The sequence below is a fragment of the Enterococcus raffinosus genome (assembly GCF_019175485.1).
Lineage (GTDB): Bacteria > Bacillota > Bacilli > Lactobacillales > Enterococcaceae > Enterococcus_A > Enterococcus_A raffinosus.
Genome location: NZ_CP072888.1, coordinates 2,772,514 through 2,786,389 on the forward strand (window position 1 = coordinate 2,772,514; position 13,876 = coordinate 2,786,389).

Below are 13,876 nucleotides of genomic sequence, written 5' to 3' on the forward strand. Positions count from 1 at the left end.
TTCTTCTGTCACTTTCTTTTCACATCCTATCGCTTTTTCAAACCTGACAAAACATTGCAACGTTAAGGGCGTTCTTCCCTTAGCCAAATCTAGCACAGGCTGTGACTTGGCTAAAAAAAGAAGGCTTCTATTCAAATTGTATTTTTTTAAAAGAGGACCATAGCCTCGCGTAGTTGGAGACTATGGTCACCTGAATGATTATTTCTCAGGAGTTTCTGGAACTTTGATGTCGCCAGCAGAAACTTGATCTTTTGCTTCTTTGACAGCATCTTTTGCTTCATCAGAAAGGAATCCGTCAGTTAGAGAAACACCGCCGTCTTTCAAACCGAATGTTAAGTGTTTGCCACCAGGGAATTTATCATTTAATGCACGAGTAGAGATATCTTGAACCGCTGCGCCTACACCTTTAAGTGTTGAAGTTAAACAGAAGTTGCTTTCTTTACCGTCTTTAGATTTATATTCGCCTTCTTTTTGTTGGTCGCTATCTACACCGATAACCCAAACTTTGTCCGCTTCATCCGCTTTTTCATTACGCGCTTTCGCTTCTGAGAAGACCCCTTGACCAGTACCGCCTGAAGCATGATAGATAATATCTACTCCGCCATTGTACATGTTCGCTGCCAAAGCTTTCCCTTTCGCTGGATCACCAAATGAAGCCGCATATTGTACATCTACAGAAATGTCTTTGCCTAATTTTTTAGCAGTATCCGCTACACCTTTTTCAAAACCAGCTTGGAAACGGTCGATTACGGCACCTTCTTCACCACCAACAAAACCTAATTTATTTGATTTTGTTGTTTCAGCAGCTGCTACACCTGCTAGGTAAGCTGCTTCTTGGTCTTTAAATGTTGCTGAAGCGACGTTGTCTTTGCCTTCAATCACTGAGTCAATGATAACGAAGTTTGTATCTGGATTTTGATCTGCTGCTGCTGAGATTGGGTCAGCTAACAAGTAACCAATCCCGAAGACTGTTTTGAATCCGTTAGTAACAGCTTGTGAAATATTTTGTTCATATTCAGAAGCATCGTTTGATTGGATATAGTTATATCCGCCAGTACCTTTTTTGATATCGTGTTCTTTACCCCATGCTTGAAGACCTTCCCAAGCACTTTGGTTAAATGAACGGTCGTCCACTCCACCAATGTCTGTTACGATTGCTACGCTGTGTTTCGCATCGTCTTTAGCCGCTCCACCTGAAGAATCAGTTGAACCGCCGCCTCCGCCGCCGCAAGCTCCTAAAGTCAGCAACGCTGCCATTGCCACGGTACCTAGGCCAAATAATTTTGCTTTTTTCATTTCTGTAAAGCCCCCTAAATATGTTTTTTTCAACAGTCCTGCGACTGAATGAACATGGTTTATAAATCTTTGTCAGTAAAGGTATACGGCAGTAAGCCTTCAACGGTCATTTCCTTAACTACACCGTTGTCACCGACTAAGGTTACTGGCATCGCTGGATCACAAAATTCTGCCATAACCTGACGGCATGCGCCGCATGGTGAGATAGGTTCTGGTGTGTGTCCCGCAATAACTAAATGACTAAATTCTCTTTCGCCTTCCGATACTGCTTTAAAAATGGCTGTGCGTTCCGCACAATTGGATAAGCCGTAAGAGGCGTTCTCAATGTTAAGTCCTTGGTAAGTTTTCCCTTCCTTCGTTACAAGGCATGCGCCTACGGGAAAGTGAGAATATGGGACATACGCTTTGTCGAGTGCGTCGATTGCGATGTCGATCCATTCTTGTTTATTCATTCAATGGTCCTCCGATCTTAATACCCCGTACCGGATAGTCCGTTCATAATAGCAACCCCTGAGCTGGCTCCTAAACGCGTTGCGCCTGCCTCGATCATTGCTTCGGCTTCTTTCGCGTTGTGGATACCGCCGGAAGCCTTGACACCCATTTCAGGTCCCACTGTTTCACGCATCAAGCGGACGTCTTCCACTGTTGCTCCACCCGTTGAAAACCCAGTCGATGTCTTCACAAAATCTGCTCCTGCAGCTTTTGCTAATTCGCAGGCTTTGATTTTTTCTTCATTAGTAAGAAGAGACGTTTCAATGATCACCTTTACTAATGCTTTATCTTTTGCTGCCGCCACTACGGCTTCAATATCCTTTTGAACCTTTTCGTCGTTGCCGTCTTTTAGCTCGGCAATGTTGATAACCATATCGACTTCATCCGCACCATTAGCAATAGCATTGGCTGCTTCAAAAGCTTTTGTTTCTGTTGTGTTCGCTCCAAGAGGGAAGCCAATCACGGTACAAACGGCAACAGGTTCACCCTGTAATTCTTTTGCCGCAAGCGCTACCCAGGTAGGGTTGATACAAACAGAGTAGAAGCGATATTTCTTAGCCTCTTCAATAATTTTCATTACATCTGCTGCTTGCGCGTCTGCTTTTAAAATGGTGTGGTCGATCATTCGATTTATTTCCATGTCTAATCCTCGCTTCTCTTATTATAATATATTTTTTATTGTTATAAAAAAGTTTTAAATACTTATTCCGTAATGATATCGTGGATTAAAATAGGTTCTTTTGGCGTATCTCCGATGAAAATATTTTGATAAAGTAATTTTTCCACCGCATCAATTTCCTTGGAATTTGAATAAATGGTTAATAAGGATTCCCCTACAGCTACTTTATCCCCAATTTTCTTGTGGAGCTTGATGCCTACTGCGTGGTCAATATCGTCCTCTTTCGTTTTGCGTCCTGCACCTAACAGCATGGCTGCAATTCCGATTTCATTGGCTACTAGTTTGGTTACATAACCAGACGTTTTCGCTGGCAGTTCGATCTCGTACTTAGCGGTTAAGATTTTTTCGGTTTGATCAATCACGCTTGTATCGCCGCCTTGATCTTTGACCATCTCACGGAATTTTTCTAAGGCTTTGCCAGAATGAAGCGCTTCTTCCAGCATTCCTCGAGCTTCTTCCAAGGTTTCTGCTTTCTTCGCTAATACAACCATTTGACTACCTAAGACATAGCACATTTCCGTAAGATCCGCTGGACCATTTCCCTTTAACGTGTCGATCGCTTCAACGATTTCCAAGCTGTTGCCGATTGCTTCACCTAATGGCTCAGACATATCTGAAATAACAGCCATTGTTTGACGACCTGCTAATTTTCCGATGCGTACCATTGTTTTCGCTAAGCGTTTCGCGTCTTCGATATCCTTCATGAAAGCTCCATCGCCGGTAGTTACGTCTAGGACGATCGCATCCGCTCCAGCCGCAATTTTTTTACTCATGATCGAGCTGGCAATCAATGGGATCGAATCAACAGTCGCAGTCACATCACGCAGCGCATAAAGCTTTTTATCCGCTGGAGCCAGATTCCCTGACTGTCCAATGACCGCAACCTTGCTCTTGTTCACGATATCAATAAATTCTTGATCCGATAGTTCGATCTTGAAGCCAGGAATAGATTCAAACTTATCTAAGGTCCCACCGGTAAAGCCAAGTCCTCTTCCAGACATTTTCGCTACTGGTACACCAACACTTGCCACAAGGGGAGCTAGAACCAATGTTGTTGTATCTCCGACACCGCCAGTTGAATGCTTGTCCACTTTGATGCCATCGATAGAAGACAAATCAATGATGTCACCTGAATTCGCCATAGCTAAAGTCAGATGAGAGATTTCCTCGTCTGTCATGTCCTGGTAAAAAATAGCCATCAGCAAGGCACTCATTTGATAATCAGGAATGCTTCCGTCCGTGTAGCCCCCAATAATGAAGTCCAGTTCTTCTTTTGACAGGACTTTTCCGTCTCTCTTTTTCTCGATTAAATCTACCATTCTCATAGGTTTTCCTCCAAGCTTCAAAAGATATTATACAATAAAATGGCGAAAGGTAAACCACTTTAGTAAAACAGTTTACTAAATATAGAAGCGCTTTCTGTTAGCGCTAACATCGTTACTATAACGGGTACTCAACCCGTTGTCAACCCTCATTTACATTCTTCACACTCTCACGAATAATTAATTTAGTTTGGAAGATTTTATTCGGGATTCGCTGAGAAGGAAAATTAATAGCATCGACTAAAAATTTCGCTGCAGAAAAACCGATTTCGGTACTTGGCTGAAAGACCGTTGTCAATGGTGGAACCATATACTGACTAACCTCTAATCCGTCAAAACCGACAACTGAAATATCCTCAGGAATCTTTAATCCCGCTTCATAAATCGCTTGATAGCAACCGATCGCCATTTCATCGTTTCCGCAAAAAATAGCGGTAATCTCCTTATTCTTTAATACTTCTTTCGCCGCATGATAACCACCAGAAATCGTCAATTGCCCCGAACAAATATAGCTTTCCTCAAAAGGCAGCTGATATTCAAAAACTACCTGACGATAGGCCTTCACACGTTCGGTCAATTGATAGTAGCCTTGGCTTTCCTTCAGCATTCCTATGTGTCGATGCCCTTTTTCTACCAGCATCCGCAAGACATCTTGCGCACCAGCATACTCCTCCACCAGCAACTGACCCCAATCACGGTCATTCAAGCCCCGGTCGATTAAAACGATGGGACGCTTTCGATAGAATTCACTGCCTAGCTTGTGCTCCCCCTCCAGATGGTTCGGAGTCGCTAACAGGATGCCATCTACTGAGCGATGAGACAGTTCATTTAAATAACGTTTTTCTTGTTCAATGTCGTGGCGTGAGTTACACAAAATAATCATATAGCCTAATGGGTTTAAATAACTTTCTACCCCTTCAATCACTTTTGAAAAGAAAAAGTCTGTCACATCCGGCACGATCATGCCGATTGTTTTTGAATGACGATTGATCAAATTCGCCGCAAAAAAATCTGGCTTGTATTGATACTCATCCACGATCGCCAAGACCTTTTGCCGCGTCTGCTCACTGAAGCGACTGCCCTTATTATTCAAGATTTGCGAGACGGTTGTTACCGAAACACCCGCCATTTCAGCGATTTCTTTAATGGTGATCTTCATCATGGACCTTCTCTCTATGTTTTTTTTAAGTGTAGCAAAGGAAAATTTAGAAAGAAAGTCTTTTTCTTCAAAAGGTAAGACTTCTTACTTGCTCTACAGAAAAAAGAGCGTAAATTAAAGACTATAAAGAGTGCCAAGGCAGGTGAGAAAAATGCTTGATGTGATAGGAGCCGTTAAAAATCTACAATGGACAACCGAACACCACTATCTACACATAAAAAATCAACACGATTTCATGCGTGCTTGGGCCGTTCAGTTTGAATTAGCTTATACGGATTTTCGTATCATCCAGATAGCGCTGCAATTAGATGGTCAAATGGACTTGCTTCAACGCTTTACCAAAGCCTACGATGCGGTCTACCAATATGAATACGCCTTTGTAAAGGGTGGTTTAGCCGAATTCAATCAAGAATTCGGCGACCAAATAGATGACTATGAGGCAGCGCAACAAAATTTGTTAGCTATTTTAGCTGAATTGATGACGCAACAGCCCAAACCAACCAAAGAAAATGACTTGATTTAATAGAAGCCGTTTGCGAATCTCATTTATTTAAAAAGGAGCGCAACACTATGATCAAAGATTACGTGTACGATGAAAAAAATCAATTAACCTTAGACATTTATGAACCAAATAAAATAGAAGCCGCCATTATTTTGATCCACGGCGGCGGCTGGTTTCGCGGAGACAAAAGTAAAGAAACTGCTTTGGCAGAACGATTGACCACTGATGGCTTTCTTGTTGTCGCACCGAACTATCGTTTAGCACCTGATCATCTCTTTCCAGCGGCAATGGATGATTTACTGAAGGTCTATGATTGGTTGGCAGCCAGTGACTATCCGGTAAAGGGGAAAATTACCGCCCTTGGTTCTTCATCCGGCGGCAATTTATCTATTGAATTGGCCTTGCAAAAGGGGATTCCAGCAGCTTCCTGGTCTGGGATCATCGACCTCTATGATTGGGTACAGCAGCACCCAGAGGTTGTTCCAGCAATGAACCAAAAACCCGATTTTGATAAACAAGCCAGCGGAAAAATCGACCAAGACGGCGCAAACGACGCCTTTTATAAGTGGTTCATCCTAAATTATGTTGGTCAGGATATGGAACGGCTGAAGCAGGCCGATCCATTGGCTCGCGTCTCAAATAACAGCGGACCACTTTTTATCGCCAACTCACTAAATGAATTGGTTCCATTATCAGGAGTCTATAAATTACAAGCGGCCCTGGCTGAAAAAGGCATCCCTAGCGAAAACAAACTAATCAAAGGGACCGTCCACGGAGAAGGCTACGCGGAGATCGCCTACCAAGCCACCGTTCAATTCTTAAAGGCTACTATTTAAAAAGATCGTCGCAGAGTTTGATTTTTCTGCGGCGATCTTTTTTCTTTTATTCCTTTAAAACACGAACATTTGATATTCGGAAATCCTGCCAAATGCGGATTAATTCATTTACTAAATAAAATATTAAATATTTGGGTAATTCTTCAAAACATAATTTTCTGCTTTTTTGCTCCAAATTCCATCTGTTTCAGCGAGAATTTTTCCTAGTTCAGAATCCTTATCGATCTCTGACAATTTCTTTAATTCAGATTGCTTGTGGGTATACACTAATTTCTTTCCACCGCCGATAGCCGGCTGATTCAGTGTCGTTTCTCCCACAGCATCTAACCCTAAAATGTGAGTAACGACATTCGCCACTTTCACCTGCTTGTCTTCAATCAGCTTCACCGCTTTACGCATGTCTTCGGTATTTCCCCCTGAGGTTCCGACAAAGTGAGTAAATGAATAGTGTACGTCATAGAAGTTTACGTTCGCTGAAAATCCCTTGTCCTGTGGTCCGGCGAAGAAATTCAAACAACCGTCAGGATTTAGCATCGCTGCCGCGTCACTTACCACTGGGCCGACTGGTACCATGACGAAGATATCATCGAAGCCGCCGCCAGCTGTTTCCTTCAATACGCTGACTTGATCTTCCACATCCGCCACATTAACATAAGAAACCTCGATCCCATCTTGACTAGGATAAAGCTTTGCCGCACGAGCTAATTTTTCTGCGTCACGGTCTGTGACCACTAATTTTTTAGGTTTGATAGGGCCATGCAGCGCATAATCAATCGCCAATAAGCCCATAGGTCCGGTACCGCCCATGATCAATAAATTGCCATCAGGCTGAATGCCCATCTTGTGTTCATAAGACCCTTCTTTTAAATGGTAGTTTGCTTCAAAGGCACCGATCACACAAGACAAGGGTTCAATCAATGACCCTTCAAAGTAGGTGTCTCCTTTATATGGAATCAGACAATCTTGATTCATGACATCTTCTGAAATTACGATGTAGGTAGCGTCGCCGCCTGTGTAAGGATACGAATACCCTGGACAATCTGGGCGATCCGGCAGCTGCAGGTTCGCCTGCAGAACATAACGTTCACCCTTTTTATATTTGTGCGCCCATTTTCCGCCTACTTCCAGCAGTTCGCCGCAAAATTCATGGCCGATGATGATAGGATTTTCCGCTAGATCATTTGGCGCCTTCTTATGGTCGGCCCCTTGATTCGCTAATTTCCATGTCGACATGCAAATGCTGTCGGTAATGACGGATGCCAAAATTTCATTTTCTTTAATTTCAGGTAATTCAAATTCCTCCAAGCGCAAATCTTTCTTACCATATAATCTTACCGCTTTCGTTTTCACTGCTGTTCCTCCTAAAATCCTACTATATTATGAAGCATTATTACGCTAAAATACCTAACCAATAACCAACGATCCCAACTGCAAACAAGACAAAAATCAAGACGATTGGACTGACTTTTTTCTTCAATAGATACATCATCAATAGAGTCAAACCTAAAGCTGGCAAGCCAGGTACCAAATCATCCAAAACATTTTGAACGGTCGTAATAACCGTTTTGCCATCCGCACCTGGTGTTTTTGAGACAACCAATGGAATATTGACGGTCGTCCACTTCGTTACCAAGACACCCATGATGAACAAACCTAGGATTGTCGCGCCTTCGGTTAATTTTTGCAACAGATTTCCCGACAGGTCTTTTACGATATCCATCCCTTTGCTGAACCCATAGGTCAGGCCAAACCATTTCATGGCTAACCGGATCGCATTAAAGGCCACGAAGAATAGGATCGGTCCCATCACATTGCCGGATAGTGCCAAAGATGCTCCTAAAGCTGCAGTGATCGGTCGTAATGTTCCCCAGACCAATGGATCACCGACACCAGCTAATGGTCCCATCAATCCAACTTTCAAGCTATTGATTGTTCCATCATCGATATCCGCACCGCTTGCCCGTGCTTCCTCCATCGCCATCGTTACACCAATGACTGGTCCACAGACCGCTGGTGTTGTATTGAAAAAGGTCAAATGGCGTTTCAAAGCTTCCGCCTGCTCTTCCTTTGTTTTATACACTCGGCGAATCGTTGGGATCATGTCCACACAGAATGCCAAGGCATGGATTCGTTCAAAGTTAAACGACGCTTGCTGGAAATTTGAGAAGACAAACGTCGTCATCAAGTCTTTTTTCGTCAATTGTGATTGCGCGTAAATATCCTTTTTACTCTCTACCATTGAAGTATTTTCCATTTTCTTTGCCTCCTAATCTTCCAGCTCATCGTCAGCCAGCTCACCAGCAACGACCGCCGCCACCTGATTGCCTTGGACTTCATTTTTCTTAAAGTTTGGATTCAACTGCACATAGATTAATGCCGTGATCAATCCAATAATCCCGAAGGCCAGCAAACTGAACTCTAGATAGCCGCCCATCACAAATCCTAGATAGAAGAACGGCATCAAGTAAGCGACGCTCATCATGTTCAATACCATCGCGTAACCGACAACCACGATAAAGCCGCCGGCCACTGCCAAACCACCCGTGATCACGTCTGGAATCATGTCTAGCATTTTCGTTACCATCTCTGCACTGACGAAGGCCGCTACGATAGTCGCTGGAATCGCCACACGCAACGCCTGAATGAACAGGGCGCTAAAATGCAGGAAGATAATTTTGTTGAAATTCGCTTTTTCCGCCTCGCGATCCGCCGCATGCTGGAAAGCCACGGTGATCGTCCGAGCGATAACGGTTAATACTTGCCCAGCTGCTGCGACAGGTAAAGCGATGGCGATCCCTGATTGAATGTCTTGCTGACCCACAACTACTAATATTGTTGAGATCACACTGGCTAGAGCCGAATCCGGCGACTGTGCCGCACCAATATTCATCCACCCTAACGCGATTAGCTCCAACGTTCCGCCTAAAATAATGCCCGTTGTTACATCCCCTAGAATCAAGCCAACTATCGTACAGGCGATCAACGGTCGATGCGTTTGAAATTCATCCAACACACTGCCCATCCCGCACACACATGAAAAAAGAAAAATAAGTACAATCTGTAAAGCTGATAATTCCATTTTTTGTGTCCTCCTTGTTTGTTCGAACGTAGTTCTTTCCTACTATTTGAATACTGATTAAAATCCCGCTTCCTTCAGCTTTTCCTCAAAATTTCCTTTTGGATCTGTTGCCACGACACGTAAATCCAGCTCTACACCTGCTGCTTCTAATTTTCTGAATGCATCCGCTTCAGTTTGATCAACGGATACGGCTTTTGTGATTTGCGTTCGACCTGTTTTGAACTGCATGCCGCCAATGTTGATAGATTTGATAGGTACTTGCATTTGTACCAGCTCTAAAACCTCCATCGGATTGGTGAATAGATAGAAGACTGTCTCGTCCGCGTATTTTGGATTGTTATAAACCTTTACTGCCTTTTCCGGATCAACAATATTCACTTTGATACCTGGAGGCGCTGCTTGTTTCACCAATGTCTTGCGAATGTCATCGTTCGCGACTTCTTTACTGACAACGATGATTCGTTTCGCACCTGCTTCCTTTGCCCAAACCGTTGCTACTTGTCCATGGATCAATCGATCATCGATCCGCGCTAATTTGATTTGCATCTTAAAAATCCTCCTCTTCTTCAATCACCTGCTGTTTAAACGCTTTCACTGTATCGCACGGAATACTTGTTGCATGATTCACAATATCCTGCAAAGAATTCCCTAACATACTTGCCACCTCTAAAACGATCGGCAGCGACATTCCCGATACGACGTCGATCTCGCGTTCGGGATTTTTCATAGCCACGGCACAGCTGGCATTATAAGGTGTGCCGCAAAACAAATCGGTCAAGATCAAATACGAAGACTCATCATCTTGCATAGCTGCAGTGATTTTTTCCTGAATCGTATCTAAGCCCTCCTCCTTCAAAAATTCCACTGACTCAAAATTTGGCAGTCCGCCGAAAATCATTTCAGCGGAATTTTTCATTTCATGTGCCAGCTTGCCATGTGCGACTAAAATTACCTTGTTCATAAGTCCCTCCTCGTTCCTATTTATGTCCATGTCCTTCAAAAAAGGAAACAGACGATTTATCCTCTCGTTTTCCCACCGGCAACATTCACCGTCACACCATCCACATAGCTTGAGCGTCCCGAAACAAAGTAAGCAACCAAATCTGCTACTTCACTTAATTTTCCATCGCGTCCCAGTGGAATTGTTTTTGTATTGCTGTAGCCTGCGCGTAATTGCTCCACAGTGATACCGCGTGTATAAGCCAACGCTGTTTCATATTCGATTGTGCGTAAGCCTGTTTCCTCCATGATTCCAGGTGCGATCCCTACTACCCGAACGCCTTTTTTTCCTAACTCTTTTGCCCATGAACGCGTAAAACTATTCACCGCCGCTTTTGTCGCTGCATAAACACTTTGACCTTCCGAACCTTCTAGCCCACATTCTGAGGACATGTTGATAATGACGCCGTAGCCCTGCTTGACCATCACACGACCGACAGCTTGCCCCATCAGGTAAACACCCTTTTGATTAATGGCGATCATCTTATTAAAAATTTGCTCGTTGATTTGGAATTTCCCGCCTTCAGTCAGTTCTTCATCGACTAGTAAAGCAGGGATGTTGATCCCTGCGTTGTTCACAACCGCATCAATCGTTTGAAATTTTTCTACAGCTGTGGCAACTGTCTGCTCCACAGATTCAGGTGACGTCACATCTGTTTGACTAAAAAGTAGATTTTCATGTGTGAAGCTTCCTTCTCTAAGATCCGCGTTCACGACATTGATCCCTAATTCACATAACTCTTCGACAATGGCCGCTCCAATTCCTGATGATCCTCCTGTGACAATGACCGTTTTTCCTTTTACATCTAACCAATCCATTGCAAACGCCCCTTTTAACATTTGTGATTTCTTTTTAACATTTGTTGCACCTTTATAGTAACCGCACAAGAAAACGTTGTCAACAACTTTTTGCAATTTATTTAAAACAAAATCACAAAAGTGCACAAAGAAAAACCCTAGCAAAATTGCCTAGGGTCGTTAAAACAAAAACAGGACAAGCTTTTCAACTTGTCCTGCTGCTCACTATTCGTAAACCAATTCCATGATCGTTTCCTGCTGTTCCTCTGGGATCTCCTCATCACTAAGATAATATTCATAAGAAATCCCGCTGAAGGTTCCGCCAATCCGTTTAATCTCATCCATCATCGCGAAATAGGGTTCGGTCATCTCTTCATATTTGCCTACATAAAGACCAGATAACGCTTTATAGGAAGGCAGAAAATAGCTGTCGCTGTCAATTTCCGCAGCATTCTTCACTTCCTCCGCTACTGGAAAGCCCACCTCCATCTCGATAGCAGACTCATCTAACCCGCCATTCTCATCCATATTTTTATAGGACACAAAAGGGGTACTCAAAATTGCGATTCCTTGCTCTTGAACGAAGCCGCCCAATTTCATAAAGGTTGGTCCAATGACTTGTGGAATTTCTTCGACTTTCACAGTAAAGCTTTGGGAAAGAATCCACTGATCCGGTTTAATGATTGGTTCAAATTGCATAGCTATCTCCTCCTCTTTTCTCTACTCTACCGAAGAAAGGTGCCAGAACCTGTCATATTAAAAATGATTTTCGTAAAAAGCCGCGACATAATTCAGCACCTTCTCACGAATCCAGCTAGGTCCAAGTATTTCGACATTTTTCCCCAGCGGAATCAAGAAACGGTACAGATCGTCGAATTCCGCAAAGGTCAATGAGGCATCAAAACTGCTGTCCGCATTATCAGTCCAGTCAAAATCGGCGAACTCCGCATATTTTTTATAGGCAATTCGTTTACTGAAGCGTAAGTGCACCATTAATTGCGGAAATACTACTACCTCTTCAGGAAATGGATAGTGGATCGGTTCTTTTAAAACAACATTTCGAATTTGCTTAAGCGGAAATAAGCCCCACGCTTCTTTAGGCAATTCCCATGCAAGTAAATACCAAGTCTGATACTTGTATACCACTCGCTTTGGCGCCAGTGACAACAGACGGGTCTGTCCATATTCCGTATGATAAATGCAGGTGATCTCACAATGATTGAATAACGCTTTTTTGATTTGCTCAAAGGTTTCACTGGAGATCTCCGTCTGACTCAAATCAACGTCCAGCCACTCGCTCCAATCGTAAACAGTACCCATTTTTTTCATCAGCTCATCTGTGTCCGCTAAGCCGACCGATTGCAATAAATGCAGCGCTAAAAAAAGGTCATCTTGTTCTTCTTTGTCAATCAACGCATGACTGACATGATAGGAATCATCTAAGAAAATCCCACCATTTCGTCCCTTATTCGCATAAACGGGTACACCTGCTAAGCTCAAAGCGTCAACATCGCGGTAGATTGTTCGAACAGAAACCTGAAATCGCTCCGCTAATTCCTTAGCGGTCACCTGTTTGCGGCTCAATAAAATTAAGGTCGTTTGAAGCAAACGAATAACTTGCATGGTACCTCCTCTTGGAATGACTCGATGATAAGAAAGGCTTCGCAAACTGGCTCAGCATATTACCGACAAAGCTCATTTGCGAAGCTGAACTTCAATTTACAGCTGCGATTGAAAAGTTTATATTCATCCCGACCTATCGTTTCAATACCTCTTGTGCCGTCTCTTCTGTCGTGACCAATACATTGATGTAGCGTCCCTTTAAGGCGCTGGCGATCGCATCGGCCTTATCCACGGCTTCCGCCACACCGATTCGGTAAGGAGTACGCTTTAAATCAGAAATGTCGATCCCGATTAAGCGATCATCCAAAGTATTGTCGATGTGTTCACCCTCGATATTATAAAAGCGGGACACGACGTCTCCGACAACTTTTTTTCCTTCTAAATAAGCTAAAACATCTTCGCCATAGAACTGCTTCCAGCTCTCACTAGCCTTCAAGGTAGGCGAACCAATCCCTAAGATGGCGATATCGATCTTCCGCCAATAATCAATCAGCTCTTGATTGAACTCATTTTCCATCAAGGCCTTCTTCAATGCGACCGTTTCAGGAAATGCCGGTGAATCAATCAATAAAGCCCTGCCATTAAGTTTTTTCGATGCTTCATAGGTAATCGTATTCACATGATAATCGCTGATGAGACGTCCAGACGGTCCGCCGATCATGGGAACACAAAGGATATTATTCACGTCATAGTTGCTTAGCCCTTCTGGAATCGCGGACATCGTCTCTCCCCACGAAAAGCCAAAGATCATATCATCCTTGATAATTTCCGTCAGGTATTCCCCCACACCTTGCGCCAATAATTTGTCCTTTTGCGTTCGACTGAGATCAGCACCTGCCTGCACAATGATCGCTTTTTCCAGGTCGAACTTTTCTTGCAGCTCCTTTTCGATGCTGTAGGTTCCCGCCTTGTCGTAATTAATGGAAATATTCACGATACCTTCATTTCGCGAACGCTTCAGTAACCGACTGATCGTACTGCGGTGAATATTTAATTCTTTAGAAATCTGGCTTTGATTTTTATCTTCTTGGTAGTACATTTCGGCAATGCGAACCAGTAACTTGTCTTCTTCTTTTTGCATAAACTCCCTC

The 13,876-nt window shown here is 43.3% G+C and carries 16 protein-coding genes; 2 read left to right on the plus strand and 14 right to left on the minus strand.

Annotated features, from left to right (window positions below):
* Positions 1-198 precede the first annotated feature (198 nt).
* From J9537_RS13540 to J9537_RS13560, 5 genes are all read right to left on the minus strand, one after another.
* Complete coding sequence (locus tag J9537_RS13540) at positions 199-1,296, minus strand: BMP family lipoprotein (protein WP_010745236.1); 1,098 nt, start codon at positions 1,294-1,296, stop codon at positions 199-201.
* Positions 1,297-1,355: 59 nt separating this feature from the next.
* Complete coding sequence (locus J9537_RS13545; protein WP_010745235.1) at positions 1,356-1,748, minus strand: cytidine deaminase; 393 nt, start codon at positions 1,746-1,748, stop codon at positions 1,356-1,358.
* Between the two features lie 17 nt (positions 1,749-1,765).
* Entirely contained in the window at positions 1,766-2,428 is a 663-nt protein-coding gene (gene deoC / locus J9537_RS13550; protein WP_010745234.1) for a deoxyribose-phosphate aldolase, read from the minus strand.
* 62 nt (positions 2,429-2,490) lie between these two features.
* Positions 2,491-3,792: a pyrimidine-nucleoside phosphorylase gene (locus J9537_RS13555; protein ID WP_010745233.1), complete on the minus strand. Its 1,302-nt coding sequence runs from the start codon at positions 3,790-3,792 to the stop codon at positions 2,491-2,493.
* A gap of 139 nt (positions 3,793-3,931) precedes the next feature.
* Positions 3,932-4,948 carry a LacI family DNA-binding transcriptional regulator gene (locus J9537_RS13560; RefSeq protein ID WP_010745232.1) on the minus strand — a complete coding sequence of 339 codons (1,017 nt, stop codon included), beginning with the start codon at positions 4,946-4,948 and terminating at the stop codon, positions 3,932-3,934.
* Between the two features lie 151 nt (positions 4,949-5,099).
* On the opposite strand from J9537_RS13560, the gene J9537_RS13565 reads away from it, so the two are divergent.
* Positions 5,100-5,471: a hypothetical protein gene (locus tag J9537_RS13565; RefSeq protein WP_010745231.1), complete on the plus strand. Its 372-nt coding sequence runs from the start codon at positions 5,100-5,102 to the stop codon at positions 5,469-5,471.
* Between the two features lie 47 nt (positions 5,472-5,518).
* Positions 5,519-6,286, plus strand: coding sequence for an alpha/beta hydrolase (locus J9537_RS13570; RefSeq protein WP_010745230.1), 768 nt, complete (start codon positions 5,519-5,521; stop codon positions 6,284-6,286).
* A gap of 123 nt (positions 6,287-6,409) precedes the next feature.
* Here J9537_RS13570 and J9537_RS13575 read toward each other — a convergent pair whose 3' ends face one another.
* The 9 genes from J9537_RS13575 to J9537_RS13615 all read right to left on the minus strand — a co-directional run bounded on the left by J9537_RS13575 (position 6,410) and on the right by J9537_RS13615 (position 13,866).
* Positions 6,410-7,636, minus strand: coding sequence for a zinc-binding dehydrogenase (locus J9537_RS13575; protein ID WP_010745229.1), 1,227 nt, complete (start codon positions 7,634-7,636; stop codon positions 6,410-6,412).
* Between the two features lie 40 nt (positions 7,637-7,676).
* Positions 7,677-8,540: a PTS system mannose/fructose/sorbose family transporter subunit IID gene (locus tag J9537_RS13580; RefSeq protein WP_010745228.1), complete on the minus strand. Its 864-nt coding sequence runs from the start codon at positions 8,538-8,540 to the stop codon at positions 7,677-7,679.
* A 12-nt stretch (positions 8,541-8,552) separates the two neighbouring features.
* Positions 8,553-9,365 carry a PTS mannose/fructose/sorbose transporter subunit IIC gene (locus tag J9537_RS13585; RefSeq protein WP_010745227.1) on the minus strand — a complete coding sequence of 271 codons (813 nt, stop codon included), beginning with the start codon at positions 9,363-9,365 and terminating at the stop codon, positions 8,553-8,555.
* 57 nt (positions 9,366-9,422) lie between these two features.
* The gene (locus tag J9537_RS13590) at positions 9,423-9,911 is read right to left on the minus strand and encodes a mannose/fructose/sorbose PTS transporter subunit IIB (protein ID WP_010745226.1); all 489 of its coding nucleotides are present in this window, start codon (positions 9,909-9,911) and stop codon (positions 9,423-9,425) included.
* Between the two features lies 1 nt (position 9,912).
* The gene (locus J9537_RS13595; RefSeq protein ID WP_010745225.1) at positions 9,913-10,326 is read right to left on the minus strand and encodes a PTS sugar transporter subunit IIA; all 414 of its coding nucleotides are present in this window, start codon (positions 10,324-10,326) and stop codon (positions 9,913-9,915) included.
* Positions 10,327-10,382: 56 nt separating this feature from the next.
* The gene (locus J9537_RS13600) at positions 10,383-11,183 is read right to left on the minus strand and encodes an SDR family oxidoreductase (protein WP_028020034.1); all 801 of its coding nucleotides are present in this window, start codon (positions 11,181-11,183) and stop codon (positions 10,383-10,385) included.
* Between the two features lie 204 nt (positions 11,184-11,387).
* Entirely contained in the window at positions 11,388-11,861 is a 474-nt protein-coding gene (locus J9537_RS13605; RefSeq protein ID WP_010745223.1) for a GyrI-like domain-containing protein, read from the minus strand.
* 57 nt (positions 11,862-11,918) lie between these two features.
* Positions 11,919-12,785, minus strand: coding sequence for a helix-turn-helix transcriptional regulator (locus J9537_RS13610; RefSeq protein WP_010745222.1), 867 nt, complete (start codon positions 12,783-12,785; stop codon positions 11,919-11,921).
* A 133-nt stretch (positions 12,786-12,918) separates the two neighbouring features.
* Positions 12,919-13,866, minus strand: a complete 948-nt coding sequence (locus tag J9537_RS13615) for a sugar-binding transcriptional regulator (RefSeq protein ID WP_010745221.1) — start codon at positions 13,864-13,866, stop codon at positions 12,919-12,921.
* Between the last annotated feature and the right edge of the window lie 10 nt (positions 13,867-13,876).

Bases quoted from the DNA above. Each gene is read 5' to 3' on its own strand.
- J9537_RS13540 (WP_010745236.1), bottom strand. From the start codon at position 1,296: ATGAAAAAAGCAAAATTATTTGGCCTAGGTACCGTGGCAATGGCAGCG.
- J9537_RS13545 (WP_010745235.1), bottom strand. From the start codon at position 1,748: ATGAATAAACAAGAATGGATCGACATCGCAATCGACGCACTCGACAAA.
- deoC (WP_010745234.1), bottom strand. From the start codon at position 2,428: ATGGAAATAAATCGAATGATCGACCACACCATTTTAAAAGCAGACGCG.
- J9537_RS13555 (WP_010745233.1), bottom strand. From the start codon at position 3,792: ATGAGAATGGTAGATTTAATCGAGAAAAAGAGAGACGGAAAAGTCCTG.
- J9537_RS13560 (WP_010745232.1), bottom strand. From the start codon at position 4,948: ATGAAGATCACCATTAAAGAAATCGCTGAAATGGCGGGTGTTTCGGTA.
- J9537_RS13565 (WP_010745231.1), top strand. From the start codon at position 5,100: ATGCTTGATGTGATAGGAGCCGTTAAAAATCTACAATGGACAACCGAA.
- J9537_RS13570 (WP_010745230.1), top strand. From the start codon at position 5,519: ATGATCAAAGATTACGTGTACGATGAAAAAAATCAATTAACCTTAGAC.
- J9537_RS13580 (WP_010745228.1), bottom strand. From the start codon at position 8,540: ATGGAAAATACTTCAATGGTAGAGAGTAAAAAGGATATTTACGCGCAA.
- J9537_RS13585 (WP_010745227.1), bottom strand. From the start codon at position 9,365: ATGGAATTATCAGCTTTACAGATTGTACTTATTTTTCTTTTTTCATGT.
- J9537_RS13590 (WP_010745226.1), bottom strand. From the start codon at position 9,911: ATGCAAATCAAATTAGCGCGGATCGATGATCGATTGATCCATGGACAA.
- J9537_RS13595 (WP_010745225.1), bottom strand. From the start codon at position 10,326: ATGAACAAGGTAATTTTAGTCGCACATGGCAAGCTGGCACATGAAATG.
- J9537_RS13600 (WP_028020034.1), bottom strand. From the start codon at position 11,183: ATGGATTGGTTAGATGTAAAAGGAAAAACGGTCATTGTCACAGGAGGA.
- J9537_RS13605 (WP_010745223.1), bottom strand. From the start codon at position 11,861: ATGCAATTTGAACCAATCATTAAACCGGATCAGTGGATTCTTTCCCAA.
- J9537_RS13610 (WP_010745222.1), bottom strand. From the start codon at position 12,785: ATGCAAGTTATTCGTTTGCTTCAAACGACCTTAATTTTATTGAGCCGC.
- J9537_RS13615 (WP_010745221.1), bottom strand. From the start codon at position 13,866: ATGCAAAAAGAAGAAGACAAGTTACTGGTTCGCATTGCCGAAATGTAC.